The organism is Amycolatopsis sp. NPDC088138 (assembly GCF_044741685.1).
Classification (GTDB): Bacteria; Actinomycetota; Actinomycetes; order Mycobacteriales; family Pseudonocardiaceae; genus Amycolatopsis.
Genome location: NZ_JBIUTB010000003.1, coordinates 261,477 through 285,388, shown reverse-complemented (window position 1 = coordinate 285,388; position 23,912 = coordinate 261,477). Strand labels below are relative to the sequence as shown.

25 protein-coding genes are annotated in these 23,912 nt (G+C 71.8%); 11 read left to right on the top strand and 14 right to left on the bottom strand.

Annotated features, from left to right (window positions below; genetic code table 11):
- Nucleotides 1-53 precede the first annotated feature (53 nt).
- Nucleotides 54-878, bottom strand: a complete 825-nt coding sequence (locus tag ACIOD2_RS16245) for an NAD(P)H-dependent oxidoreductase (RefSeq protein WP_400538568.1) — start codon at nucleotides 876-878, stop codon at nucleotides 54-56.
- 71 nt (nucleotides 879-949) lie between these two features.
- On the opposite strand from ACIOD2_RS16245, the gene ACIOD2_RS16240 reads away from it, so the two are divergent.
- Both ACIOD2_RS16240 and ACIOD2_RS16235 read left to right on the top strand, forming a co-directional pair.
- Complete coding sequence (locus ACIOD2_RS16240; protein WP_400538567.1) at nucleotides 950-1,948, top strand: GlxA family transcriptional regulator; 999 nt, start codon at nucleotides 950-952, stop codon at nucleotides 1,946-1,948.
- 20 nt (nucleotides 1,949-1,968) lie between these two features.
- Nucleotides 1,969-2,853, top strand: a complete 885-nt coding sequence (locus tag ACIOD2_RS16235; protein ID WP_400538565.1) for a transglutaminase-like domain-containing protein — start codon at nucleotides 1,969-1,971, stop codon at nucleotides 2,851-2,853.
- Here ACIOD2_RS16235 and ACIOD2_RS16230 read toward each other — a convergent pair whose 3' ends face one another.
- The 3 genes from ACIOD2_RS16230 to ACIOD2_RS16220 all read right to left on the bottom strand — a co-directional run bounded on the left by ACIOD2_RS16230 (nucleotide 2,854) and on the right by ACIOD2_RS16220 (nucleotide 6,164).
- Nucleotides 2,854-3,456: a TetR/AcrR family transcriptional regulator gene (locus ACIOD2_RS16230; protein WP_400538564.1), complete on the bottom strand. Its 603-nt coding sequence runs from the start codon at nucleotides 3,454-3,456 to the stop codon at nucleotides 2,854-2,856.
- A 964-nt stretch (nucleotides 3,457-4,420) separates the two neighbouring features.
- Nucleotides 4,421-5,239 carry a class I SAM-dependent methyltransferase gene (locus tag ACIOD2_RS16225; RefSeq protein ID WP_400538562.1) on the bottom strand — a complete coding sequence of 273 codons (819 nt, stop codon included), beginning with the start codon at nucleotides 5,237-5,239 and terminating at the stop codon, nucleotides 4,421-4,423.
- 70 nt (nucleotides 5,240-5,309) lie between these two features.
- On the bottom strand, nucleotides 5,310-6,164 hold the full coding sequence (locus ACIOD2_RS16220) for a sigma-70 family RNA polymerase sigma factor (RefSeq protein WP_400538559.1): 855 nt from the start codon (nucleotides 6,162-6,164) through the stop codon (nucleotides 5,310-5,312).
- 64 nt (nucleotides 6,165-6,228) lie between these two features.
- Here ACIOD2_RS16220 and ACIOD2_RS16215 point away from each other — a divergent pair, with 64 nt between their 5' ends.
- Nucleotides 6,229-7,245, top strand: a complete 1,017-nt coding sequence (locus ACIOD2_RS16215) for an alkene reductase (protein ID WP_400538557.1) — start codon at nucleotides 6,229-6,231, stop codon at nucleotides 7,243-7,245.
- Here ACIOD2_RS16215 and ACIOD2_RS16210 read toward each other — a convergent pair whose 3' ends face one another.
- Entirely contained in the window at nucleotides 7,246-7,584 is a 339-nt protein-coding gene (locus ACIOD2_RS16210) for a VOC family protein (protein ID WP_400538555.1), read from the bottom strand.
- Nucleotides 7,585-7,703: 119 nt separating this feature from the next.
- On the opposite strand from ACIOD2_RS16210, the gene ACIOD2_RS16205 reads away from it, so the two are divergent.
- Nucleotides 7,704-8,135 (top strand): hypothetical protein, encoded by a 432-nt coding sequence (locus tag ACIOD2_RS16205; RefSeq protein WP_400538554.1) that lies wholly within the window; start codon nucleotides 7,704-7,706, stop codon nucleotides 8,133-8,135.
- Between the two features lies 1 nt (nucleotide 8,136).
- On the opposite strand, the gene ACIOD2_RS16200 is transcribed toward ACIOD2_RS16205, so the two are convergent.
- Nucleotides 8,137-9,174: a C40 family peptidase gene (locus ACIOD2_RS16200; RefSeq protein WP_400538551.1), complete on the bottom strand. Its 1,038-nt coding sequence runs from the start codon at nucleotides 9,172-9,174 to the stop codon at nucleotides 8,137-8,139.
- A gap of 81 nt (nucleotides 9,175-9,255) precedes the next feature.
- Between ACIOD2_RS16200 and ACIOD2_RS16195 the strand changes: the two genes are divergently transcribed.
- The 5 genes from ACIOD2_RS16195 to ACIOD2_RS16175 all read left to right on the top strand — a co-directional run bounded on the left by ACIOD2_RS16195 (nucleotide 9,256) and on the right by ACIOD2_RS16175 (nucleotide 12,961).
- Nucleotides 9,256-10,056 (top strand): biotin--[acetyl-CoA-carboxylase] ligase, encoded by an 801-nt coding sequence (locus ACIOD2_RS16195; protein ID WP_400538549.1) that lies wholly within the window; start codon nucleotides 9,256-9,258, stop codon nucleotides 10,054-10,056.
- An 85-nt stretch (nucleotides 10,057-10,141) separates the two neighbouring features.
- Entirely contained in the window at nucleotides 10,142-10,708 is a 567-nt protein-coding gene (locus tag ACIOD2_RS16190; protein WP_400538546.1) for a PH domain-containing protein, read from the top strand.
- Nucleotides 10,708-11,637 (top strand): hydroxymethylglutaryl-CoA lyase, encoded by a 930-nt coding sequence (locus ACIOD2_RS16185; RefSeq protein ID WP_400538544.1) that lies wholly within the window; start codon nucleotides 10,708-10,710, stop codon nucleotides 11,635-11,637. Before ACIOD2_RS16190 ends, ACIOD2_RS16185 begins: the two co-directional genes overlap by 1 nt.
- A gap of 110 nt (nucleotides 11,638-11,747) precedes the next feature.
- The gene (locus ACIOD2_RS16180; RefSeq protein ID WP_400538543.1) at nucleotides 11,748-12,704 is read left to right on the top strand and encodes a TNT domain-containing protein; all 957 of its coding nucleotides are present in this window, start codon (nucleotides 11,748-11,750) and stop codon (nucleotides 12,702-12,704) included.
- A complete protein-coding gene (locus ACIOD2_RS16175) occupies nucleotides 12,701-12,961 on the top strand; it encodes a hypothetical protein (RefSeq protein WP_103353123.1) in 261 nt (86 codons plus the stop codon). Before ACIOD2_RS16180 ends, ACIOD2_RS16175 begins: the two co-directional genes overlap by 4 nt.
- Nucleotides 12,962-13,019: 58 nt before the next feature.
- Here ACIOD2_RS16175 and ACIOD2_RS16170 read toward each other — a convergent pair whose 3' ends face one another.
- Both ACIOD2_RS16170 and hisN read right to left on the bottom strand, forming a co-directional pair.
- Nucleotides 13,020-16,265 (bottom strand): GH92 family glycosyl hydrolase, encoded by a 3,246-nt coding sequence (locus ACIOD2_RS16170; RefSeq protein WP_400538542.1) that lies wholly within the window; start codon nucleotides 16,263-16,265, stop codon nucleotides 13,020-13,022.
- A 135-nt stretch (nucleotides 16,266-16,400) separates the two neighbouring features.
- Entirely contained in the window at nucleotides 16,401-17,186 is a 786-nt protein-coding gene (gene hisN / locus ACIOD2_RS16165; RefSeq protein WP_400540362.1) for a histidinol-phosphatase, read from the bottom strand.
- Between the two features lie 42 nt (nucleotides 17,187-17,228).
- Here hisN and ACIOD2_RS16160 point away from each other — a divergent pair, with 42 nt between their 5' ends.
- Nucleotides 17,229-17,924, top strand: coding sequence for a response regulator transcription factor (locus ACIOD2_RS16160; protein ID WP_400540360.1), 696 nt, complete (start codon nucleotides 17,229-17,231; stop codon nucleotides 17,922-17,924).
- A gap of 3 nt (nucleotides 17,925-17,927) precedes the next feature.
- Nucleotides 17,928-19,211, top strand: coding sequence for an ATP-binding protein (locus ACIOD2_RS16155; protein WP_400538540.1), 1,284 nt, complete (start codon nucleotides 17,928-17,930; stop codon nucleotides 19,209-19,211).
- Here ACIOD2_RS16155 and ACIOD2_RS16150 read toward each other — a convergent pair.
- The 6 genes from ACIOD2_RS16150 to ACIOD2_RS16125 all read right to left on the bottom strand — a co-directional run bounded on the left by ACIOD2_RS16150 (nucleotide 19,208) and on the right by ACIOD2_RS16125 (nucleotide 23,901).
- A complete protein-coding gene (locus tag ACIOD2_RS16150; protein ID WP_400538539.1) occupies nucleotides 19,208-19,582 on the bottom strand; it encodes a hypothetical protein in 375 nt (124 codons plus the stop codon). The genes ACIOD2_RS16155 and ACIOD2_RS16150 overlap by 4 nt on opposite strands.
- 3 nt (nucleotides 19,583-19,585) lie before the next feature.
- Entirely contained in the window at nucleotides 19,586-20,218 is a 633-nt protein-coding gene (locus tag ACIOD2_RS16145; RefSeq protein WP_400540358.1) for a response regulator transcription factor, read from the bottom strand.
- A 91-nt stretch (nucleotides 20,219-20,309) separates the two neighbouring features.
- Complete coding sequence (locus tag ACIOD2_RS16140; protein ID WP_400538536.1) at nucleotides 20,310-20,960, bottom strand: response regulator; 651 nt, start codon at nucleotides 20,958-20,960, stop codon at nucleotides 20,310-20,312.
- A gap of 17 nt (nucleotides 20,961-20,977) precedes the next feature.
- Nucleotides 20,978-21,826: an NAD(P)H-binding protein gene (locus tag ACIOD2_RS16135; RefSeq protein ID WP_400538534.1), complete on the bottom strand. Its 849-nt coding sequence runs from the start codon at nucleotides 21,824-21,826 to the stop codon at nucleotides 20,978-20,980.
- Nucleotides 21,827-21,834: 8 nt separating this feature from the next.
- On the bottom strand, nucleotides 21,835-23,130 hold the full coding sequence (locus ACIOD2_RS16130; RefSeq protein ID WP_400538532.1) for an MFS transporter: 1,296 nt from the start codon (nucleotides 23,128-23,130) through the stop codon (nucleotides 21,835-21,837).
- A gap of 243 nt (nucleotides 23,131-23,373) precedes the next feature.
- Nucleotides 23,374-23,901: a GtrA family protein gene (locus ACIOD2_RS16125; RefSeq protein ID WP_400538529.1), complete on the bottom strand. Its 528-nt coding sequence runs from the start codon at nucleotides 23,899-23,901 to the stop codon at nucleotides 23,374-23,376.
- Between the last annotated feature and the right edge of the window lie 11 nt (nucleotides 23,902-23,912).

Here is a 23,912-nt window from a genome sequence, read left to right as displayed (position 1 = left end):
GTCTTAAGGGTGCCCCTCGTGGTTTAACGCCGCGAAGGTGCTCCTCATGGCTTTCACATCGTGAAGGTGCCCCTCATGGTTTTAGCGCCATGCGGTGCGCTCGTGGTGCGTTGGTCGAGGTGGATGGCGAGGCCGTCGGCGCCCGGTGCGTGGGCGGGGCGGAGGACCAGGTCGTCGTCGTAGTCGCCACCGTTCTGGGTGCGGAACGGGATCGGCGTCGCGGTGTCCAGCGTGCGCAGCCGGGTGCGCAGCAGATCCCGCGACTCGGCGAACTGCTCCGGCGACACCCGGTCCGCGCCGTGGACCGCGACCGGTGGCAGGACCGACATCCCGGCGTAGAACAGCGTTCCGTGGTGCAGCGGGAACAGGATGTCGTTCAGCGGACCGTTGATCCCGCGCGGGCCGAGAGCCGGTTCACGGGCGCCCGCGCTCAGGACCACCATCGCGCGTTTGCCCGCGAGCACACCTTCGCCGTAGCGGAGGGTGCGGCCGTCTTCGGCGCGGACGCCGTAACCGAACCCCTTCACGAACACGCGGTCGAACCAGCCCTTGAGGATCGCCGGCATGCCGTACCACCACAGCGGGAACTGCACGACGACCGCGTCCGCCCAGGCCAGCTTCTCGTGCTCGGCCACGATGTCCGGGCTCAGCTCGCCACCGGCGTACGCCCGGGCGGACGCCGCCCCGACGACGAGCCGCTCGTCCCCGGCTTCCGCGCCGAAGTCGGCGGCGTCGACCACCGGGTTCCACTTCATCGCGTACAGGTCCGACTCCCGGACGTCGTGACCGAGGTCCCGGAGCGTCCGGAGCCCGTCGTCGCGGAGGGCCCCGCCCAGCGAGCGGGGCTCGGGATGCGCGAATACCCACAACACGTTCATGACCTCGATGGTCACGCCGTTCGCCGCCGCGATCGAGTGGCCTGATAGCCAACCTGTGCAAGAATCGGGCCATGGCCGAATTCGTGCACCCGGACCGTCACCACGTCGCCGTGCTGGTCCGGCACGGCATGCTCGTGATGGAGCTCGGCATCGTCCACCGCCTGTTCGGGCAGGCCCGCTCGGCGTCGGGCGAGCCGCTGTACGAGGTCGTGACCTGCGCACTCGAGCCGGGACTGATCCGCACCGACGCCGACCTGACCATCCCCGTCGACCACGGCCCGGAGGCCATCGCCGAGGCCGACACGGTGATCGTCCCGGCGTCCAGCGCCGAGTACGAGCCCATGGCGCGGGTGCTGACCCCGCCGCTCAAGGCCGCCCTGGAGCTGATCCCGGCGGGCGCGCGGATCGCGTCGATCTGCACGGGCGCGTTCGTGCTCGCCGCGGCCGGCCTGCTCGACGGCCGCCCGGCCACCACCCACTGGCGCTCCGCCGAGGAGCTCCAGGAGCGCTTCCCCGAGGTCGAGGTCGACCCCTGCGTGCTCTACACCGACGACGGCCGCGTGCTGACGTCCGCCGGCGTCGCGGCCGGGATCGACCTCGTGCTGCACATGATCCGCCGCGACCACGGCGCGGCCGTCGCCAACGAGGTCGCCCGCGGCACGGTGGTGTCCCCGCACCGCGAAGGCGGCCAGGCCCAGTTCGTCCGGCGGCCGGTGCCCGAGCCCCGGACGTCGTCGACCAAGGCCGCCCGCGCGTGGGCGCTGGAGAACCTCCACCGTCCGCTGACGCTGCGCGAGCTCGCCGCCCGCGAGGCCATGAGCACCCGCACGTTCACCCGCCGCTTCCGCGAGGAGGTCGGCATCTCGGCCCTGCAGTGGCTCACCCAGCAACGCGTCGAGCGAGCCCGCCAGCTCCTGGAGGAATCGGACCTCCCGGTCGACCGGGTCGCCACCGAGGCCGGCTTCGGCACGTCGGCGTCGCTGCGCCAGCACTTCCAGGCCGCACTCGGGGTGTCACCGAGCGCGTACCGTTCGACGTTCCGCGGCGAACTGGCTGCCCAGGCCGGCTGAATCCCGCTAGCGTCGCCACCATGGACGACTTCCACGTCAGCCACAGCCGGTTCACCGACCCGGGTGCCCAGGCGGACTGGCTCGACGGAACCCCGGGCGACGTCGCAGCTTTGCGTGAAGCCTCCTCTCAGCTGGTCTTCCACTACTGGGCTCAGGGCGACATCACGCAGCACGGCTTCCCCGCCTCGCGCGGCGAAGAGATCAACCTCCGCTACGCCGAGGACATGTTCGCCCGCCTGCGCGAACTCGACCCCACACCACCCGGCGGCCCGCGTGAGCCGCTGGCCCGGATCGTCGGCTGCTGCCGCGACTTCACCCTCCTGTTCGTCTCGATGGCCCGCCACCACGGCATCCCGGCCCGCACCCGGGTCGGGTTCGCGAGTTACCTGATGCCCGGCTGGTACCTCGACCACGTTGTCGCCGAGGTCTGGCTCGACGGCGCGTGGCGGCTGGTCGAGCCGCAGATGCCCGCCGGCTTCCACGACCCGGTCGACGGCTCGGCACTCGACCTCCTCGACGTCCCCCGCGACCGCTTCCTGGTCGGCGCGGACGCGTGGACCGCCGCTCGGGCCGGCGACCTCGACCCGGCCCGGCTGGTCGTCTCACCGCAGCTGGACGTGCCGTTCCTGCGCGGCCTGCCCTACGCGCGGCACAACCTCGTGCTCGACCTCGCCGCCCTGAACAAGCACGAGATGATCCTGTGGGACCTCTGGGGCAGCCTCAACGACGACGCCGAGGTGGCCCCGGCCGACCTGGCCCGCGCGGACGAGCTGGCCGAGCTGATGGCCGACCCGGACATCGAGCAGCTCCGCGTGGTCTTCGAGGCCGAGGACGTGCGGGTGCCGCCGGTGATCCGCTCGGTCACTCCGCCGGGGCCGATTCCGGTCGAGGTCGTGCTGCGGTGACTACGGCGCGATGCCGTGCAGGACGGTCCTGACCACCGACTCCGGCGAAGGCGGATCGAGCGGGCCGGTGTGCGGGAAAACCGCGCCCATGACCGACTCGTGGCAGAAGCCGACCAGCACGGCCGCCGCGGCGTCCACTTCGGACTCCGGCGCCAGCCTGCCGAGGGCGCGCTCCTCCCGCAGGTAGGCCACCAGCCGGTCACGCCAGTAACCGGACCGCTCACTGATCTCCGCGAACCGCGCCAGCACCGACGGACGGCCGACCAGGCCGCCGAACGCCGGGACGAGCACCCGGTGCAAGGCGAGGCCGAACTCGAGGTGACGGCGGAGGTTCCCGTCGAGGGTGCCTTCACCCGCCACCGGCAGCTCGCCCAGCTCCGCCTCCGTCGTGCGGACGTACTCCAGCAGCGCCCGGGCCAGCAGCTCCTCCTTGTCGGAGAAGTGGTTGTAGAGCACACCGTCGGCGACGCCGGCCGCGCGAGCGATCGCGCGCACGGTGAGGCCGGTCGTGCCGTGCGTGGCGATCATCTTCTCGGCGGTCTCGACCAGCAGGTCGTGGAGCGACTGCCCGTCGCGCTGAGCCGCGGCTTTCCTCGGTGACATCACCGCCATCGTAGGGGCATGGGCAGGGTTTCCTTTCGTGGCGAGCCGCGCGGGGCGGGGTGGTTTGGTGAGGGCACCGGGGCTGCTGGTGCTGTGGGCGGGGCTTCCTTTGTGACTGCCGCGTGGTGGGCGGTTGGTGAGGGAGTGCCGGGCCGCCGGTGTCGTGGTTGTGGGCGGGGTTTCCTTCGCGACCGGCCGTGCGGGCGCGGGTGGTGGGCGGTTTGGTGAGGGCGGGGGAGTGCCGGGCTGCTGGTGCCGTGGTTGTGGGCGGGGTTTCCTTTCGTGAGGGGCCGCGCGGGGGCGGGAGGTGCGGCGGTCTGGTGAGGGCGGGGGAGTGCCGGGCTGCTGGTGCGGTGGCGGTGGGCGGGTTCCCTTCGCGACCGGCCGTGCGGGCGCGGGTGGTGGGCGGTTTGGTGAGGGCGGGGGAGTGCTGGACTGCTGGTGCCGTGGTTGTGGGCGGGGTTTCCTTTCGTGAGGGGCCGTGCGGGGGGCGGGTGGTGAGGTGGTCGGGGGAGTGCTGGGCTGCTGGTGCGGTGGTTGTGTGCGGGGTTTCCTTTTCGCGACCGGCCGTGCGGGCGCGGGTGGTGGGCGGTTGGTGAGGGCGGGGGAGTGCCGGGCTGCTGGTGCGGTGGCTGTGGGCGGGTTCCCTTCGCGACCGGCCGTGCGGGCGCGAGTGGTGGGCGGTTTGGTGAGGGCGGGGGAGTGCCGGGCTGCCGGTGCCGTCGCTGTGGGCGGGGTTTCCCTTCGTGGCGGGCCGCGCGTGGGCGGGTGGTGAGGCGGTCGGGAGTGCGCCGGGCTGCTGGTGCGGTGGCGGATAGCGCGAGAGGTGAGTCGCCGTGGTGTGAGTTCTGGCTGTGGGCAGGAATTCCTTCCGTGAAGAGCCGCGTCGTGGCGGGTGGTGCGTGGTCTGGAGAGGGCGCCGGGTGCGGTGGTGGCGGACAGCGCCGAAAGCTGGTGGTCCGGGTCAGGGCCTCCTTCCCGTCACGAGCCACGCCGTGCCGCGTAGCTTGACCGCTTCTGGGGCCTCGAACGGTTTCAGTGCCTCGGTGAGTGCTTCTGTTGCCCGGCTTGCGGTTTCGGCGTCCACCTGGCCCAGGTGGTGGCGGACCGGGCCCCAGTCCGTGATGAACGCCGCCGCGTCCGGGACGTTGCGGCCCCAGGTCTGGTCGGCCTCTACGTGGGTGCACTCCACGTCTTCGAAGCCTGCTTCGGTCAGTACCGCGTGGGTGCGGGACGGGTCGGCGAACGAGGTCGGGCCGCTGCCGTCCGGGCCTGTCGGCTGGGGCAGGTACGGCGCCATCGCCGCGAACACCCGGCCGAGGTCCGTGTCCGCCAAGGCCGTCATGCACAGGAATGCGAGCCGGCCGCCCGGGCTCAGTGCTCGGTGGACGTTGGCGAACGCCGCCACCGGGTCGGCGAAGAACATCACCCCGAAACGGCTGACCGCCAGGTCGAACGCGCCTTCGGGGAACGGGTGGACCTGGACGTCTCCCTGCTCGAACGCCACGTTCGGGACCGCCGCCGATCGTGCACGCGCCGTCGTGAGCATGGGGCCGGACAGGTCGACGCCCGTCGCGGACGTGGCCCGCGCGGCCACCGCCCGGGTCAGCTGGCCGTTGCCGCAGCCGATGTCGAGCACCCGGTCCGACGGGCTCACGAGATCCAGGACGAAGGTGTTGAACCCGCCGTTCACGCCGTCGTAGCGGTCGGCGTGCGACGCCCAGTGCTCTCCCTCGTAGCCGTTCCACGCCGCTGCCTGCGCTGTGTTGACGACCCCGGCCATCCGCTGCTCCTTCGTTATGAACGCATGTTCATGAACACACGTTCATACTCCCGCCGCAGGCCGGACGACGTCAAGACCACGGACAGGTGATCCGCAGCGACGCCAGCCGGACGGGGTCGGCGATCACGTCGTAACCGGCCACCCGCTCGCCCTCGATCGTCACCGCGAGGGCGAGCACCAACCGGCCGCGCGGGGCCACGACGACGCCGACCGCGCCGTCCACCAGGGCCGTTTCCGCGAAATGGGCCCGCTTCCCGAACACCTGCGTCTCCTGCGCCACCGCACGGGCTCCGCGGACTTCGAGGGGCGCGCCCGCCGGCAGCGCGGCCGCGTCGGCGCGGCGGACGACGTCCGGGGCGAGGACCGCCAGCAGCTCGTCGAGGTCGCCGCCGCGGGCCGCCGCCAGGAACGCGTCGACGACCCGGCGGTGCCGCGTGAGGTCGGCGGCGGGCCGGGCGGAGGTGCCCCGGACCCGCGCCCGCGCACGGCTCGCGAGCTTCTTCGCCGCCACCGGCGTCCGGTCCAGCACCGGCGCGATCCGGTCGAACGGCACCGCGAACAGGTCGTGCAGCACGAACGCGACCCGTTCGGCCGGGCCCAGCGCGTCCAGCACGACGAGCAGCGCGCGGCCCACCGCGTCCGCCAGCTCCACGTCGCCCGCCGGATCGGCGTCCGCGGCCGCCTCCGGCACCAGCTCGACCGGGTCCTCCCGGCGCGCCTTCCGCGACCGCAACGCGTCGAGGCAGACGCGGGCGACGGCCGTGGTCAGCCAGGCCGCGACGTTGTCGACGCCGTCCGTGCGGCTCAGCCGCAGCCACGCCTCCTGGACCGCGTCGTCCGCTTCGGCCGCCGAGCCCAGCATCCGGCAGGCCAGCCCGCGCAGCCTGCCGCGCTCGGCCTCGAACCGCTCCGCCAGCTCGTCCATCGGTCACCTTCCGCTCGCCCCGGCCGTCGACCTCATGACGATTCTCCGCGACCCGAGGTGACCGATGAGCTTGCTGACCCCTGCCGACCTGGGCGGCTGGCGCCTGCCGAACCGCGTGGTGCTGGCGCCGACGACCCGCGCCCGCGGCAGCGTGCCCACCGAGCTGCAGGCCGAGTACTACGCGCGGCGAGCGGGCGCCGGGCTCGTCATCACCGAGGGGACCTGGGTGAGCGATCGGGCGATCGGGTTCTTGGACGTCCCCGGGGTGTACACCGGCGAGCAGGTCGCGGGGTGGCGGCAGGTCACCGACGTCGTGCACGCGCTCGGCGGGCGGATCGTGCTGCAGCTGTGGCACACCGGCGCGGTGTCGCACGCGGAGCTCCTCGGTGCGCGGCCCGCGGGACCGTCCGCGGTCGACCCGGAGGAGACGGTGTACCTGGCCGGTGGACGACAGCGGACGGAGACGCCGAGGGAGCTGAGCGTCGAGGAGATCCGGCAGGTCGTCGAGGACTATCGGACGGCCGCGGCGAACGCCCGGCGTGCCGGGTTCGACGGTGTCGAGGTCGCCGCGCACGGCGTCTACCTGCTCGCGCAGTTCCTGCAGCCACGGCTGAACCGGCGTCGCGACGCCTACGGCGGTTCGGCGTGGGCGCGGCGGAAGCTGCTGCTCGAGGTCGTCGACGCCGTGGCCGGGACCGGGATCGCCGTGGGCGTGCGGCTTTCGCCGTACTGGACCGGGGGACTGTTCACTGTGGACGAATCCCTGCGGTGCGACCACGACGACCTGGTCCGCGAACTGGGCCAGGTCGCGTACCTGCACCTGCGAGGCCCCGACACCGGACCGGACTTCGCTGCCTTCGCACGCTATCGGCGGCTGTTCGACGGACCGCTGATCGTCAACAACGGCTTCGACCTGGCCTCGGGAAACGCCGTGGTCGAGGCCGGGATCGCCGACGCCGTTTCGTACGCACGCCACTTCGTCGCGAACCCCGATCTGGTGACGCGGTTCGCGCTCGGCCGCGAGCTCGCCGCCGGTGACCCGGCGACGTACTACGGCGGCGGGGTCAGCGGATACCTGTGATCACTCCTCTGCGCACCAGACGGCCAGCTCACTCCCTCCCGGCTCGTGGAAGTGGAACCGGCGGCCGCCGGGGAAGTCGAACGGCTCGACCGTCACCACCCCACCGGCCTCCTCCACCGCTTCGCGCGCCGCCGCCAGGTCGTCCGTGCGGATCGTGACCAGCGGCGCGCGGGTCTGTTCGGCCGCGTTCGCCTGGAAACCAAAGGTGATCCCGGCGGCCCGGACGTCCGCGTACTCCGGTCCGTACGGCGTGGTCGCCCACCCGAACGCGCGCTCGAAGAACCGGCCCGACGCCGCGGACGACGTGGACGGGAACTCGACGAAGTCGACTTCGTACATGCCGCGGACGCTAGCGGTGACCACCGACAAAAAACCGATCGGCGATATCGGCCGGATGGCCATTCCCCCGCGACCGGACGACCGATGTGACGAGGCAGGCGGCCCGCGAAGCTCGTCGCATGAACACGAGCACGAAGATGATCGGCGTCGGCGCGGCTTTGGTGGTCACCCTCACCGGGTGCGGTCTCAAGGAGGGCATCGACGAGAACGCCAACGGGCACGTCAAGACCGTCGACTACGCGAGCGGCGCGGCGGGCAAGGCCGACCGGGACACGAAGCTGCCGGGCTGGGTGCCGGACCAGGCGCAGGCCGTCACGGAGGTCATCCGGACCACCGGGTCGGAGCGGATCCTGCGGTTCACGACCGCGAGCCCGCCGCCGGCCTGCGTGCTCGGCGCTCCCGCGAAGACGGCGGCGACGCTGACGGCCGACTGGTGGCCGCGCGGTGCGGAGGGGAAGACCGACCGGATCTGCGACCAGGACTGGCACGTCTTCGCCGCGGACGGCGCGGTGTTCGCCTACAAGCCGGAGACGATCGAGCAGAAGCCGTGACTCAGGCGGGGCGGCCCGCGCCCGCGTAGTCGTCGCCCTTCGAGTGGTACGTGTGGATCTGGATCGCCTGGCCCTCGGTCGGCGCGTTGATCATCAGGCCGTTGCCCAGGTACAGGCCGACGTGGTGGATGCGGGTCGCGGGGCTGCCGTAGAACACCAGGTCGCCCAGCCGGGGCTCCTGCGACGGCGGGACCTGCGGGATCGAGTGGAACTGGCTGTCGGCCGTGCGCGGCAGCGCGACGCCCGCGCTGTCGTACGACGCCTTCGTCAGGCCCGAGCAGTCGAAGCCGGCCGCGCCCGCGTCCGGGCCGTTGCCGCCCCAGACGTACGGGAGGCCGAGCTGGCCGAGGGCGAACCGGGCCGCCTGGACCGACGGGGTGCCCGCGCGGGACGGGTCGAGCGAGAGAGTCGCGTACAGCTGCGCCATGCCGAGCACGCGCTGGCGGAACAGCTCGCTTTCGCTGCCCGGGTGGTAGGCCGCGATGGCCTTCCACCAGCCCGCGCCGGCGCCGAGGTCGGTGCCGCCCGCGCAGAGGGCCCGGCCGGCCGCGACCGACGGCGAATCCGGGGTCGCGTCGTACTTCTTGGCCTGCGCCGCCGTCAGCCCGAGCAGGTTCTCGCCGCCGCGGCCGTGGTTGGACGCGGCCGAGCCGACGCCGGCGAGCGTGACCCACGACAGGTGGCACGACGGGTCTTCGCTGCGCAGGGTCAGCTCGCCGTTCGCGTAGCCGATGAGCGCGTTCGCGGGGATGTCGAGGGGACCGGCCAGCTGGTCGGCCCACTGCTGCAGCGGGGACTTGCCGCCGGCGCCGGACGCGCCCTGACCCGGCTCCTGGGCCTTGACGGGTGCGCTCACCTCGAGGACCGAGGGGCCCGACGCCGCGCCGTCGGCCGCCGGCAGTGGCGCGGGGGCCGGCGCGGGTTCGGGCGCCCGGTCCGCCAGCAGCCAGCCGGCGGTGACCAGCCCGGCGACGAGCGGCAGCGCGACGAGGCCGCGCAGGGCCGCGCCACGAGCCCAGGAAGTCGGCTTCGTCGTCACGGGGTCCAACTTAGAAGAGCGCACCTCTGTGTGAACGAGCGAGCGGCTTGCACGTTAGGGGGACTCCCATATGGTGGGCACATGCCTGAGATCGACGCTGCCCGGCTGACCGCGGCGCTCAAGGACCGCTACGCGCGGGTCGACGTCGTCGATTCGACCGGGTCCACCAACGCCGACCTGCGGAAAGCCGTCGACGAAGGCGCCGCGGACCGGACCGTTCTGCTGGCCGAGACGCAGACCGCGGGGGTCGGCAGGCGCGCGCGGTCCTGGAGCTCGCCGAAGGGCGCGGGGCTGTACCTGAGCGTCGCGCTGCGGCCGTCCGGCGTGTCGTTCGCGGCGCTCGGGTCACTGTCCGTCGTCGCCGGGCTCGCCGTCCGCGCGGCGGCCGCCGGGTTGGGTGTCGAGGCCGTGCTGAAGTGGCCGAACGACGTCCTCGTCGGCCGCGCGAAGTGCGCCGGGATCCTCGCCGAAGCTGTCGCGGGCGCCGACCCGTCGATCGTGCTCGGGATCGGGCTCAACGTCCTGCCGCTCGGCGACGTCCAGCCGGGGCCCGGCGGGCTGCCCGCGACGTCGCTCGCCGAGCACGGCGCCACGACGACCGACCGCACCGACGTCGCCATCGCACTGCTCACCGAGTTCGACGACCTCGAGCGGCGCTGGCGGTTCGCGGCCGGTGACCTCACCGAAGCCGGCCTGCTCGGGGACTACCGCGCCCACTGCGCGACCCTCGGCCAGGACGTCGAGGTGCAGCTTCCGGACGGCACGTCCCTCACCGGCCGGGCGGCCGACATCGACGCCGCCGGGCAGCTGCAGGTCGACATGGCGGGCGGCCAGCGGCACACCGTCTTCGCGGGTGACGTGGTGCACGTCCGCCCGGCCTGAAAGTTTGGGGCGTTGCACTCACCGGCCGGGCGTCTCGCCGGTACGGTGAGGCGACACCGCCGCACCGACCTTGGGAGCGTCCGCCGTGGCCTATCCGGACGATTTGCTCAGTGAGCAAGAGCACGTCGTGGTGCACAGTCACCCGCATTTCAAGATGCTGATCTTCCCGACGCTCGCGTTGCTGGTCACCCTGGGCGCGGGCACCTGGCTCGCGATCCTCGCGAGGGACGCCGGCTCGCCGTGGAACACGGTCGGGCTGATCGCCATCGGGGTCGTGGCCCTCGTGCTGGTGGTGTGGCTGTTCCTGACGCCGTTCGTGCGCTGGCGCACCACCCACTTCATCGTCACGACCGACCGCCTCATCGCCCGCGAGGGTGTGCTGAAGCGCACCGGCATCGACATCCCGATGAGCCGCATCAACAGCGTCCAGTTCGAGCACGGGCTGCTCGACCGGGTCTTCGGCTGCGGCACGCTGATCATCGAGTCGGCGTCCGACGAGCCGCTGCGGTTCGAGGACATCCCGCACGTCGAGCGGGTGCACACGGTGATCTACCGCGAGGTCAACGACAACCCGCACGACGACTACCGGGCGCCCGGCCCCCAGCAGACCGAACCGTTGCCGCCGCAGCCGCGCGGCGACCGCCGACGCTGATGGGCACGCGCGAACTGGGGCTGCCGGAACGGGTCCCGTCGGCGGGTGAGCTGCCGGAGCGGGTCACGATCTGGGAGGTCGGCCCGCGGGACGGCCTGCAGAACGAGAAGACGATCGTCCCGGTCGAGGTCAAGCTCGAGTTCCTCGACCGGCTCGCGGGCGCGGGCCTCACCACGCTGGAGGCGACCAGCTTCGTGCACCCGAAGTGGGTGCCGCAGCTGGCCGACGCCGAGGAGCTGCTGGCCGGGCTGGACCGCCGCGACGGCGTCCGCTACCCGGTGCTGGTGCCGAACGAGAAGGGCCTGGACCGGGCCCTCGAAGCCGGCGTCGAGCACATCGCGATCTTCGCCAGCGCGACCGAGACGTTCGCGCGCAAGAACCTCAACTCGTCGCTGGACGAGCAGTTCGCGATGTTCGAGCCGGTGGTCACCCGGGCCCGCGAGGCGGGCCTGGACGTCCGTGGTTACCTCTCGATGTGCTTCGGTGACCCGTGGGAAGGTGCCGTGCCGGCGAAGCAGGTCGCCGACGCGGGCCGCCGGCTGCTGGAGCTGGGCTGCACGCAGCTCTCGCTCGGCGACACCATCGGCGTCGCGACGGCGGGCCAGGTCGAGAACCTGATCGGGCTGTTCGGCGATGTCGGTACTTTGGCCGTGCACTTCCACGACACCTACGGTCAGGCTCTCGCCAACACGCTGGCGGCGCTCCGATGTGGAGTGTCGACTGTGGACTCTTCGGCGGGCGGGCTGGGTGGCTGCCCGTACGCCGAGTCGGCCACCGGGAACCTGGCGACCGAAGACCTGGTGTGGATGCTGGACGGGCTGGGCGTCGCCCACGGCGTCGATCTGGACGCCCTGGTGTCGACCAGCACGTGGATGGCGGGACAGCTCGGCCGCCCGAGCCCGTCCCGCGTGGTCGCCGCGCTGAGCTGACCTCGGTGCCGCCCGGTCGGGGCGGGTGCGGTATCAAGGGTGACCGGCAGCGCCGCGGCCGCGTCGAAGAGTTTTGTGCCCGCGGGCACCGACCGAGCCGGAGGATGGGTGTGACCGAGCCTTCCGAGGCGGGCTCAGAGCCGGTCGAGGCCGACCTCGACACCGGGCCGATCCAGCTGCCCGGGTACGGCCTGACGGATTCCGGCGCGTTCGAAGAGGCGCCGACCCCGCCCTCGGGCAACCCCGCGGCGTGGCCGCACGCGGTGTCGCCGCTGCTGCCGCCGTTCCCGCTGCCCCCGGCCCCGCCGGTGCCGCCGGCACCCGTCGGACCGCCTCCGCCGGTGGCCGGCCCGCCGCCGAACCCGGGTTCGCCCGCGCCGTTGCCCCCGCTGGGCTCGCCGCGCAAGGAACGGGAAAGCGTTGTCGCCCTGTTCCTCGTGCACATGTTCCCGATCGGGCACCTGCCGATCGCGATGGACCGGCCCGCGCTGCAGCTGGACCTGCCCGACGACCCGGACGGCTACCCGCCGAACGACCACCCGGACGCCCGGCTGATCTTCGACGACCAGGCCCTCACCAACGTCACCGCGGGCTTCCGCCGCTCGCCGACCGCGGCGCCGCTGCCGGTGCCGCGGTACGTCACCGCGAACTACGTGCCGTACGCGCACGCGACGCAAGCGGTGTGGATCCGCCGGTTCGTCGTCGGCGACGGCCCGCTCGGGCCCGAGTACGCCTGGCCGCCGGGCGAGCAGTACCCCGAAGGCGGGCTGTACTTCGCCGAGCCGGTGATGGTGCCGGCCAACACCGTGCTCGACCGCTTCGGGCCGGCGTACGGGCGCGTTTTCGCCGCGGACGGGACACCGTTCGCGGAACGCTCCCTGCCGCCCGCGATGCGCGACGCCGAATACCGGCGCTACGTCGTGGTGCGGAAGGTGCCGATGTGGCGCTCCGAGTCCGCGCACTGGTTCGGCCAGGTCGGCGGCGGCACCCGGTACCGTGCCCTGCTGGGGGCGGACGAGCTCGTCACCCTCGGCTACCTGGCCGAGGCCAAGGGAGAGGACGCATGAACACGCAGTCGATCCAGCGCTGGCTCGGGGTACTGGGAGTGCCGCCGGAAGTCGTCTCGCTCGGCGCCGAGGTCGACAACGCCTGGTGCCTGATGCAGGGCGAGGACGAGGCGTGGGAGGTGTTCTGGCGCGAGCAGGGCAACCGCTACGACTGGGCGCGGTTCACGAGCGAACAGGTCGCGTGCCACTACCTCTTCGGCCGGCTGGCCTGGGCGCAGGTCGCCCGCGGCGCCGTGGGCCTGCTGCCCGGCAAGTGACGTGCCGTGAGGGGCACCTTCAGGGACTTGAAAGCCCTGAGGGTGCCCCTCACGATCATCAGGACACGGCGTAGGTGAAGACGTGTGCCGCGCCCGCGCCGGTGGACGTCGGCAGGGTGATTGAGCGGACTTGCTTGGCCGGGTCCAGGGCGATCGGCGCCGTCGCGAACAGGTACGACGTGTACGGCCGCGACAGCCGGAACATGTACCGCGGGAAGGCCGAGTTCACGTACGGCACCTGCGCGACGACGGTGTTCCCGAACTGCGGGGTCTCCGCGCCGCCCTGCAGCAGCCACTCCGACAGGCCCAGCGCGCCCTGCTGCGTCGAACCGTCGGTGTAGGTGACGGTCACGCTGCCCTGCGCGTCACCGCCGGTCGCCGAACCGAGGAACGACAGCTTCGTCGCGCCCGCCGGTGCGTCGACCGCAAGCGTTTGCCCCGCGGCGATCACGTTGTCCGGTGACCCGGCCGGGCTCGACGGCCAGGTGAACTCCCGCACCTTCGCGCCCGGCTTGACGCCGCTCGTGGCCAGGCCCTGGGCGGAGTAGGCGAACTGGCCGGGGTAGAGGTCCGTCCCGCCGAAGTCGCCGTACTGGACGTACCTGTCGTCCGTGACGCCGACGTTCGTGCTCGCCGCCTGCAGCGTCCCCGGCGTCCCGACGGTCACCGGCAGGTAGGACGGCAGTTGCCCGCTGAACTCGACCGGGACACTCGTGTACGCGTCCGGCGTCCCCGCGGCGGCGGTGACGCGAACCTGCTGCGACGCCGTGCCGTGAGCGCCCACCGTGAGCGTCCCGCTCGACGGTGTCACGGTGATCCCGGCCGGCGGCTTCGCGTGCCAGGTCACCTTGCCCTGGCCGGTGATGCCCTCCGCCGTCACCGTGGCCGCCGTCGCCGCGCCACCGGGAGCGACGACGATCCGGCCCGGGCCGACGCGACCCCGCACCGGCACCTCACCGTCGCGGAAGGACGGCGGGACGTCCGCAGCACCGGAGCCCCACGACGTCGGCGACGTGCCGAGCGTGAAGTCGAGCCGTCCGCCGTTCACCGCGAACGACTCCGGCAGCCAGGGCTTGGTGCTGGACTTGCCGTCGACCTTCAGCGCGCGAACGTACTTCACCGAGCTGGACGCGCCGGGCGCGGTGATCGTGATCCGCTGCCCGGTCGCCCGGGTGAGCGTGATCTTCGGGAACATCGGGCTGGCCAGCACCATCTCGGCGCGCCCGGGCGCCTCCGGGTACATGCCGAGTGCGGCGAAGACGTACCACGCCGACGTCGCGCCGAGGTCGTCGTTGCCGGGCAGGCCGTCCTCGGCCGGCTTGAACAGCAGCTCCGCCGAGCGGCGCACGATGTCCTGCGTCTTCGACGGCGCGCCCGCGTAGGCGTACTCCCACGGCACCTCGAACGACGGCTCGTTCGACATGAACGCGTAGGGCGAGCTGGCGTCGCTGTTCAGCTTCGTGAAGAAGAAGTCGAGACGCTTCTTGACGGCGTCGTCGCCGCCCATCGCGTCGAAGAGGCCGCGGACGTTGTACGGCACCATCCACGTGTACTGCGCCGCGTTCCCTTCCTGGTAGCGCATTTCCTGGTACTCCGCGGGATCGAACGGCGACAGGAACTGCCCGTCGCGCATCCGGGTCTGCAGGTAGCCGGTGGCCGGGTTGTAGACGTTCTCCCAGTACTGCGCGCGGGTCATGAACTGCTGGTAGGTGTTCTTCTGACCGAGCCGTTGCGCCAGCTGCGCGATGCCGAAGTCGGCGGTCGTGTCTTCGAGCATGTCCGAGACGTTGTTGGGGTGGTAGCCGAGCGTCTGGTAGTCGGAAAGGCCCGGGCGTTCGAGGGCGCGTTCACCCGCCTGCTGGACGCGCGTGGCCCCGGTGACCATGGACGTCAACGCCTGCTTGGCATCGAAGTCCGTGGCGCCGAAGGCGTACGTGCTGGCGATGATCGAGTGGTACGGGTCGCCGCCCATCACGCCCATGAAGTCGTTGTTCTGCGACCAGCGGTCCCAGACGCCGCCGGCCTGGTTCGCCTGGTTGAGCATGGACTGCGCCATGTCGGCGGCCTCGTGCGGCGCGAGCATCGAGAGCAGCTGGACCTCGTCGCGGTAGGTGTCCCAGCCGGAGAAGTTCGCGTACTGCGTGTGGCCCGGTTTCGTGCGGTGGATGGCCTTGTCGAAGCCCGGGTAGCGACCGTCCACATCGGAAAAGACGTTCGGCTGCAGGAGGGTGTGGTAGAGCGCGGTGTAGAAGGTGCGCGTGGCCGCGTCCGTACCGCCTTCGACGGCGATCTGCCGCAGCCGGTCGTTCCAAGTCCGCCGGGCCTGGGTCTTGACCGTCTCGAAGGAGTCGTGACGTTGCTCCGCGGCGACGTTCAGCCGCGCACCGGCAGCGTCCACATAGGACAGTCCGACGCGGACCTGCACCGGCTTGGCCGGGTCGAACGTCAGGTAGGCGCCCGAGCCGCCGTCGGCGGTGACGACCTGCTTGTCCCAGGTCTCCTTGCTCAGGTCGCCGCCGCGGGCGGTGGTCGCGCCCGGTGTCACGGCGGCGTTCTGCCAGGTGCCGGACGTCGTGAACGGCTGGTCGAAGGACGCGGTGAAGTAGACCTTGTAGGTGTTGGGGCCGCGGCAGAAGTGGCCGCTGGACACCCAGCCCTCGACGGTCCGCTTGACCGGGTCGACGGTCACGGACGCGTCGTCGCTGCCCATCGCGGACTGCGCGACGTCGATCAGGAGCGTCGCGGGGGAGTTCTTCGGGAAGGTGAAGCGGCCGAGGCCGGAGTGCTGGGTCGCGGTCAGCTCGGTGGTGATGCCGGAGTCGGTGGTCACCTTGTAGTAGCCGGGTGACGCCGTTTCGTTGGCGTGGCTGAAGGTCGGGAAGTACTGGGTGCTGTCGACCGCGGGCGAGGTACCGATCTGCCCGGCGAACGGCAGGAACGGGACGTCGCCGGCCGCGCCGCCACAGCCGGCGCCGTTGAAGTGGGTGAGGCTGAAGCCGCGGAGCCGGTTCTCCTCCCAGGCGTAACCGCCGTCGCGGTCGCGGGCGTAGTAGCGGCCCTGACCGGCAGGCGGCTTGGGCTGCAGCGGCGTGTCGGGGCTCCACTGCACCATGCCGAAGGGGACGTCGGCGCCGGGGAACGTGTCGCCGGCGTAGGTGTTGGTCTCGGGGGTGTCGCCGGCCTTCGCGCCGACGAACGGGTTGACGTAGGCGGCGAGGTCTTGGCTCAGGGTCTCGGCGACAGCGGGACTGGCTACGGCCGTGACCAGGGGAATGATCAAAGCCGCGGTGACGACTCTGCGCATGCTCTTCCTCCCGGGGTGAGCGGGTCACCGCGGGCTGACAACGTTGTCACAGGACACGGTGACCCGGCGAGCACTGGGAGTGAACCACCGGTGGTTCAGACCGGTCAAGAAGTGCCCGCCAAGCGGCCTATCCCGTTAACGCTTGAGGATCCCCAGGACGTCGTCGTGCAGGAGGCCGTTCGTCGACAACGCGCTCCCGTTGTCGTAGCGCCCCAGTCCGTCCAGGTCGCTGAACCGGCCGCCCGCCTCGGTGACGATCACCTGCGCCGCCGCGACGTCCCACGGGTTCACGATGCACTCGGCCGCCACGTCCATCGCGCCCTCGGCGACCAGGACGTGGTGCCAGAAGTCGCCGAACGCGCGGGTCTCCCAGCACGCGTCCACCAGGTCCAGGTACTTGTCGCGGGAGTGGTACTCCGTCCACGAGTTCAGGTCCGTTGTGGACAGATAAGCGTCCGAAACCGACGAAACGCCGGAAACCGACAGCTGACGCGTCCCGGCCGAATCGGAAGAGAACGCGCCCGAACCCGTCGCCGCCCACCAGCGGCGGCCCAGCAGCGGGGCGCTGATCAGGCCGACCACCGGGTCGCCGTCGACGACCAGCGCGATCAGGGTCGCCCAAACGGGTACACCCCGCAGGAAGTTCTTGGTGCCGTCGATCGGGTCGAGCACCCACGCCCGGCCGGTCGCGGCCGAGCCGCCGCGCTCCTCTCCCAGCACCGCGTCGTCCGGGCGCTCGGCGGCCAGCAACGAGCGGATCGCGTCCTCGACGGCGGTGTCCGCGTCGGTCACCGGGGTGCGGTCGGGCTTGCGCTCGATCCTCAGGTCCAGGGCGCGGAACCGCGCCGTCGTGATCGCGTCGGCGGCGTCAGCCAGCCGGGTGGCGAGGGCCAGATCATCTCCGTAGCCAGGCACGGTCACGATGGTTTCACGCCTCACCGCCGTAGAGTTGACCAGGTGAGCATGGTCCTACTTGCCGAAGACGATCCGGCTATCGCCGAACCGCTCTCCCGCGCCCTCGAACGTGAGGGATACGAGATCCACGTCGTCACCGACGGCCCTTCGGTGCTCGACGCCACCGCCGCCCAGCGCGTCGACCTGCTCGTCCTGGATCTGGGGTTGCCCGGGATGGACGGGCTGGAGGTCTGCCGGCGCCTCCGGGCCAACGGCACCGAGCTGCCCGTCCTGATGCTCACCGCCCGCACCGACGAGGTCGACTTCGTCGTCGGCCTGGACGCGGGCGCCGACGACTACGTCGCCAAGCCGTTCCGGCTGGCCGAGCTCCTCGCCCGGATCCGCGCGCTGCTGCGCCGCCGGGTGCCCGAGGTGCTCGAGGCCGGCGGGGTGCGGATGGACCTCGGGGCCCGGCTCGTCACCGTCGACCTGCACGAGGTGCAGTTGGCGAACAAGGAGTTCGAGCTGCTGCGCGTGCTCATGAGCCGCGCCGGGCAGGTCGTCAGCCGCGACGAGATCCTCGCCGAGGTCTGGAACGACCTCGAGTCGAAGACGTCCAAGACACTCGACATGCACATGTCGTGGCTGCGGCGGAAGCTCGCCATCGCCGCCGACGAGGCCGCCGGCCGCAGCAGCAAGACCCACGACGGCGAACGCCGGATCGCCACGGTCCGCGGCGTCGGCTTCCGCTTCAACTCCGAATAAGCCGTGCGCCGCCGCATCCTGCTGGCCATCCTGCTCGCCGTCGCGGTGACGGCGGCGGTCCTCGGCATCCCGCTGGGCATCGTCGCGAGCTGGCAGATCGAGTCGAGCTACCGCGAGACGCTCGCCGAAAACGCCCGTGCCGCGGCGGCGATCCTCGACACCGAGATCGCGAACGGCCAGGACATCGACCTCGACCAGGTGCGGGCCGCGGTCCCGGCCAACGGCCTGCTGACCGTGCGCGCCAGCGGCCAGAAGGAGAAGCGCTACGGCAGCTCCCCGGGCGAGGACACCGTCACCGAGACGGCCGACCTGGCCCGCGACGGCAAGGTCGAGATCGCCGTCCCGGCCGGTCCGATGCACGAGCGGCAGACGACCGTGACGCTCGTCGTCATCCTGCTGGTGCTGCTGTCGATCGGCACCGGCGCGGTGGTGGCGCTGGTGACGGCGCGGCGGCTGGCGAAACCGCTGCGGCACGTCGCCGAACGCGCGTCCCGCCTCGGCGGCGGCGACTTCCGGCCCGACACCAGCCGCTACGGCGTCGGCGAGCTCGACATGGTCGCCGAGGCCCTGGACGCGTCCGGTTCGGCGCTCGCCCAGCTCGTGCAGCGGGAGCGCCAGCTGGTCGGCGACGTTTCGCACCAGCTGCGCAGCCGGCTGACCGCGCTGCAGCTGCGGCTGGAGCCACTGACCATGCACCCGGACGGCGAGGTGGCCGACGAGTCGAAGGCCGCCCAGGAGCAGGCCGACCGGCTCGCCGAGGCGCTCGAAGGGCTGCTGGCGGCCGCACGCGCCGCGCGCGAGGTCGGTGCCGAACCCGTCGACCTGCCGAACCAGCTGCCCCAGATGTCCCAGGAGTGGCGCGAGCTGCTCCGCTCGGAAGGCCGCAACCTGCGGATGCGCGTCGCCGACGGGCTGATGGCGCGGGCGACGCCCGGTCGCCTTCGCGAGGTCATCGGCGTCCTGCTGGACAACGCGCTGCGCCACGGCTCGGGCACGGTGAGCGTGGTCGCCCGCCGCGGCGACGCCGAGGGCACGGTGGTGGTCGAGGTCAGCGACACCGGCTCCGGCGTCCCCGACGAGCTCGCCCCGCACATCTTCGAACGCGGCTTCTCCGGCGGCGGCTCCACGGGCGTCGGGCTCGCGCTCGCGCGGGCCCTGGTCGAGGCCGACGGCGGGCGGCTGGAGCTGTCGAACCGCCGTCCGGCCGTGTTCAGCCTGTTCCTCAAGGTCCCCAAGCCCAGCGACGTGCCCGAGGTGCGCTGGCCCGCCGAGCGCGTCCCGCGTTAATCGACGTCAGCCGTCACGAGCAGGACGAACCCGGCTCGCGCGGGCATGCCCAGGCTCGTCCACAGCTGGGCCGGGTCGGTCTCGGCCAGGCTCAGCCGCAGGGACGGATCGGCGCCGAAGACGGCGTTCAGGGCGGCGTCGAGCAGTGCGTGCTCCTCGGCGACTTCTCCCGCTCGCGCGGTGACCAGGTAGGAGAGCGTGCAGCGGTGCGCCGCACGCTCTCCCCGCAGCGCGAAGAGGAACAGCTCCACGCTCCGCACCTGGGACTCCGTCTGCCAGGTCGGCTTCGGCGGGTCGAGCCGGATCTGCGTCCCCGCCGGGAGGCAGGGGCGCAGCAGCCGGCACAGCGCCTCGTCGACCTGGGCGATCATGGGTCAGATCAGCCCTTCGCGGAGGGCGTAGGCGACCGCGTGCGACCGGTTGCGCAGCTGGAACCGGTTGGTGACGTCGTGCAGGATGCTCTTCACCGTGCGCTGCGAATAGCACAGCTCGTCGGCGATCTCCTGCGTCGAAAACCCCGACGCGACCAGGCGGAGCACCTCGGTCTCCCGGTTGCTCATGCCGCCCGTGTTGATGCCGCGGGGTTCGAGCACCTGGCGCTGCAGGCGGGAGACTCGGTTCAGCAGCCGGCCGAGCAGGTCGGGTGGCAGCGCGCCCTCCCCGGCCGCGGCGGCCTTGACCAGCCGGACGAGCACGTCCGGGCCGGCGTCGGCGCGGCGGGCGACCGCGCAGACCCCGTGCTCGACGGCGCCCAGGATCTCGTTGTCGTCGACCTCGCCCGCGACCAGCACGATGCGGGTGAAGCCCTGGTGGCGCAGGGCGGACAGCAGCCTGCTCATCGTCTCGTCGAGCCGGTCGGCGACCAGCAGCGCGACCACGGCGGGCTCGGCCGGCCCGCCGTCCACCACCCGGACGTCGTCGCGCGAGCGCAGCGCCATGCAGACGCCGTTGTGCAGGATCGGATCGGTGGCGCGGACCACCACCGGTGTCCTGTCGGATTCGAACATCGTCACCCAGCCCCCTCGAACGGTGCGAGCTCCCAGCCTGCCCGCCGGGGTGTCCCGGGCGCATGGGACCGGTGTCCCGATGTTGCTCGGTTCAGGGGCGCCCGAGCCCGGCCTCACGGGCGCGGACGATCGCCTCGGCCCGGTCCGCGACGTGCAGCTTCGCGAAGACGTTCGAGATGTGGTTGCGCACCGTTTTCGGGCTCAGGCACAGGGTGTGCGCGATGACGCCGTTGCTGTGCCCGGCCGCGATCAGCGAAAGCACCTCACGCTCCCGCCCGGTCAGCTCCGGGAACACCGGGTCGTTGACCGGTGGCGGCTGGTTGAAGAAGCCGAGGACGCGGTTGGCGACGTCGGGACCGAAGATCGCCTCGCCCCGCGCGACGGCCCGCACCGCGCGGATGATCTCGTCCGGCTCGGCGTCCTTGAGCAGGTAGCCGCGGGCGCCGGCGCGCATCGCCGCGAAGACCGACTCGCTCTCGTCGGCCATCGTCAGCATCAGCACGCCGGCGCCCGGGCACTCGGCCACGATGTGCCGGGTCGCCTCGATCCCGGACAGGTCCGGCATGTGCAGGTCCATCACCACGACGTCCGGGCGCAGCGCGGCGGCGGCGCTGATCGCGTTCGCCCCGCTGGCGGCCTCGCCGACGACCTCGATCCCGGGTTCGACGTCCAGCAGGGTGCACACGCCGAAGCGGAACAGCGGGTGGTCGTCCACGACCAGGACGCGCAGGCGCTCGGACATGCGTCACCTCCCCGTCGTCACCCCCGGTAATGGTAGGTGAACGCGGCCGCGTTCTCACGCGCCCAATCCGGGAACGTTCGCGGCGGCCCGCCGAGCAACCGCGCGACGGTGCCGAAGACGACGTGCTCGTGCGCGGCGGACTCCCGCTTGAGCGCGAAGAAGCCGTCGACGGCTTCGGCGGGCCAGCCGTACATCCGTGTCATGCGGTCGCGAGCGGCGGTTTCGGGCTCTTCGACGTACTTGATCGTGCGGCCGGTCGCTTCGGAAAGGACGGCGACCTGCTGTTCGGTGGTGAGGGCTTCGCCGCCGGTCAGCTCGTAGATCGCGCCTTCGTGGCCGGACGTCGTGAGGGCGAGGGTGGCTACCGCGGCGATGTCCCGGACGTGCACCAGCGCGGACGCCGGGTCGCCTTCGGGCACGTACACGGCGTTCTCCTCGCGGATCGTGCGCAGCCAGGCGAAGCGGTTGTCCATGAACGCGCCGGGCCGCAGGATCGTCCACGCCGGACCGGCTTCGCGGACGGCCTGCTCGGCTTCGGCGTGAGTGCGGGTGATCGGATCCGTCTGTCCGAAGTGGACACCGGTGGTGGACAGCTTGACGAGGTGGGTGACACCGGCGCGGGCGGCGGCCCGCGCGATGGCTCCTTCGCGCCGGGACCCTTGCGTGAGCACGAAAACGCGGTCCGCACCGTCGAACAGCGCGGGCAGATCGGCGGTTTCGAGGTCGGCCTGGACGACGTCGGCCCGCGGGTCGATCCGGGCCTTGGCCGGGTCACGCGTCAGCGCGCGGACCGCGGCACCGGCGTCGAGCAGAGCGGGGACGAGGGCGCGGCCGACCTTGCCGGTGGCGCCGAGGACGAAGATCATGGGTTCTCCTAGTGGTGGTTGCGCAGGGGGATGTGCGGGAGCGCGAACGCCGTCACGAGGGCGAGCGCCAGCACGGGCAGCAGGGCGAGGAACACGCCGTGGGTCCCGGCGCGGTAGGCGAAGCCGAGCGCGACCGGGCCGAGGGCCGAGCCGAGCGCGCGGGCGAGGTTGACTCCGGCGGCGACCGCGCCCCGGTCCGCGGCCGGCGCGGTGTTCTGCGTGGCCATCCCGAGAACCTGCAGGTTGAGCCCGGCCGCGAGCCCGAAGACGACGAGGCAGCCGAGGACGAGCGGCAGCCCGTGCGCCATGGTGAGGCCGAGCACGGCCAGAAGCCCGAGCGTCATGCTCAGCCGCGGTGCCCAGCGATAGTGGCCGGTGCGGGCGATGATCCGGCTCGCGACGGCCGACGAGACCGCCACGGCGATCGTCATCGGCACGAGCCGCAGGCCGCCTTCCGCCGGGCCGGCGTCGGCCTGCAGGAAGACCGCGACGTAGTTGATCGAGCCGAGGAAGGCGAACCCGGCGAGCACACTGAGCACGACGGACACGGTGAACGTCCGGTCGCGGAACAGCCGCAGCGGAAGCACGGGTGCTTTCGCCCGTCGTTCGACGAGCACGAAGACGACGCCGGCCGCGGCGCCGAGGGTGATCGACCACGGCGTCAGCAGCGTGAACCCGGTGATCGTCACACCGAGCAGGACGACGCCGGCGAAGTCGAACGGCGCGTCCTTGCGCCGCCGCGGCAGCTCGAGGTTCTTGAGCAGCACGACGGCGAGCAGGCCGAGCGGCAGGTTGACCAGGAAGATCGACCGCCACCCGGCCACCCCGGTGAGCAGCCCGCCGACGACGGGACCGGCGAGTGAGGCGACGGCGAAGCAGATCGAGAACCACCCGAAGTACTTCGCGCCTTCGCGAGGCGTGAACATCTCGCCGAGCGAAGCGCCGACGGAGACGAAGAGGCCGCCGGAGCCGGCGCCCTGCAGGACGCGCCCGGCGATCAGCAGACCGGCCGAAGGCGCCAGGCCGCAGGCGAGCGAACCGAGCAGGAAGAGGGCGAGCGCGCCCAGGAGCACACGTTTGCGCCCGAAGACGTCACCGAGCTTGCCGTGGACCGGCGCGGTGACGCTCCCGGCGAGCAGGTAGGCGGTGGTGACCCAGGCGTAGGCCCCGGTCCCGCCGAACTCGGCGGCGACCCGGGGGAGCGCGGTGGCGACGACCTGGGCGTCGAGCATCGCGAGGAAAACGGACAGGAACAGCCCGGTGAGGGCCAGTTTTTGGGCGCGCGAAGGCGCGGTTGTGATCAAAGAATGTCCTCGTGAAGAAGGGACGAGAGATGTCCGGACGCGGCCTTGGGCACGCGTCCCGTCGAGACGGGAAAAGGCTCCATCGTCACCCGCGAACGGGTGCGACCTCTTCGCGCTCGGAAACCACCTCGAATCGTCCCGCTCGCCCGGTCGAACCCGGACGGCGTCCTCACGAAGGAACACTGACGAAGTTGACTGTAGACAACTACATGTCAGGAGACAAGTACTTTTCGGAGAGCGCGGTCAGCGCAGGCGGGTCACCGAGTCGCCGTCGCGGCGGCGCTCACCCAGCTCGTCCGGGAAGACCCACTTCTTGAAGCCCCAGAAGCGGAAGAACATCGCCAGCAGCATGCCGATGATCGACCCGCTCGCGAAGTCCGCGACCTCCTGCACCAGCCGCGTCACGTGGGGGACCTCGAGGTCCAGCACGTACCGCGACACGTACAGCGGGATCAGGTTCACGACGACGGCGATGCCGCTGATCACGAAGAACAGCGCGGCCTCGTGGGTGCGTTCCCGGCCGCCGCGGGTGCGGAACGACCACTCGCGGTTGAGGATGTACGACACGATCGTCGCGACGATGATCGCGATCGCCTTGGCCGTGGTCGGTTTCGACTCCAGCACGCTCAGCTTCAGGAAGTACCAGACGCCGTTGTCGACGACGAACGTCGAACCGCCCACGATCGCGAACTTCAGCAGCTCCCGGTGCTTGATCAGCACCGAACGCAGTGGCTCCGGCGTGCGCTTGAGCACGGTTTCCACAACGGTCACAACGGCCAGTC

Coding starts and splice junctions, on each gene's coding strand:
- ACIOD2_RS16245 (WP_400538568.1), bottom strand. CDS start 878: ATGAACGTGTTGTGGGTATTCGCGCATCCCGAGCCCCGCTCGCTGGGC.
- ACIOD2_RS16240 (WP_400538567.1), top strand. CDS start 950: ATGGCCGAATTCGTGCACCCGGACCGTCACCACGTCGCCGTGCTGGTC.
- ACIOD2_RS16235 (WP_400538565.1), top strand. CDS start 1,969: ATGGACGACTTCCACGTCAGCCACAGCCGGTTCACCGACCCGGGTGCC.
- ACIOD2_RS16230 (WP_400538564.1), bottom strand. CDS start 3,456: ATGTCACCGAGGAAAGCCGCGGCTCAGCGCGACGGGCAGTCGCTCCAC.
- ACIOD2_RS16225 (WP_400538562.1), bottom strand. CDS start 5,239: ATGGCCGGGGTCGTCAACACAGCGCAGGCAGCGGCGTGGAACGGCTAC.
- ACIOD2_RS16220 (WP_400538559.1), bottom strand. CDS start 6,164: ATGGACGAGCTGGCGGAGCGGTTCGAGGCCGAGCGCGGCAGGCTGCGC.
- ACIOD2_RS16215 (WP_400538557.1), top strand. CDS start 6,229: ATGAGCTTGCTGACCCCTGCCGACCTGGGCGGCTGGCGCCTGCCGAAC.
- ACIOD2_RS16210 (WP_400538555.1), bottom strand. CDS start 7,584: ATGTACGAAGTCGACTTCGTCGAGTTCCCGTCCACGTCGTCCGCGGCG.
- ACIOD2_RS16205 (WP_400538554.1), top strand. CDS start 7,704: ATGAACACGAGCACGAAGATGATCGGCGTCGGCGCGGCTTTGGTGGTC.
- ACIOD2_RS16195 (WP_400538549.1), top strand. CDS start 9,256: ATGCCTGAGATCGACGCTGCCCGGCTGACCGCGGCGCTCAAGGACCGC.
- ACIOD2_RS16185 (WP_400538544.1), top strand. CDS start 10,708: ATGGGCACGCGCGAACTGGGGCTGCCGGAACGGGTCCCGTCGGCGGGT.
- ACIOD2_RS16175 (WP_103353123.1), top strand. CDS start 12,701: ATGAACACGCAGTCGATCCAGCGCTGGCTCGGGGTACTGGGAGTGCCG.
- ACIOD2_RS16170 (WP_400538542.1), bottom strand. CDS start 16,265: ATGCGCAGAGTCGTCACCGCGGCTTTGATCATTCCCCTGGTCACGGCC.
- ACIOD2_RS16160 (WP_400540360.1), top strand. CDS start 17,229: ATGGTCCTACTTGCCGAAGACGATCCGGCTATCGCCGAACCGCTCTCC.
- ACIOD2_RS16150 (WP_400538539.1), bottom strand. CDS start 19,582: ATGATCGCCCAGGTCGACGAGGCGCTGTGCCGGCTGCTGCGCCCCTGC.
- ACIOD2_RS16145 (WP_400540358.1), bottom strand. CDS start 20,218: ATGTTCGAATCCGACAGGACACCGGTGGTGGTCCGCGCCACCGATCCG.
- ACIOD2_RS16140 (WP_400538536.1), bottom strand. CDS start 20,960: ATGTCCGAGCGCCTGCGCGTCCTGGTCGTGGACGACCACCCGCTGTTC.
- ACIOD2_RS16135 (WP_400538534.1), bottom strand. CDS start 21,826: ATGATCTTCGTCCTCGGCGCCACCGGCAAGGTCGGCCGCGCCCTCGTC.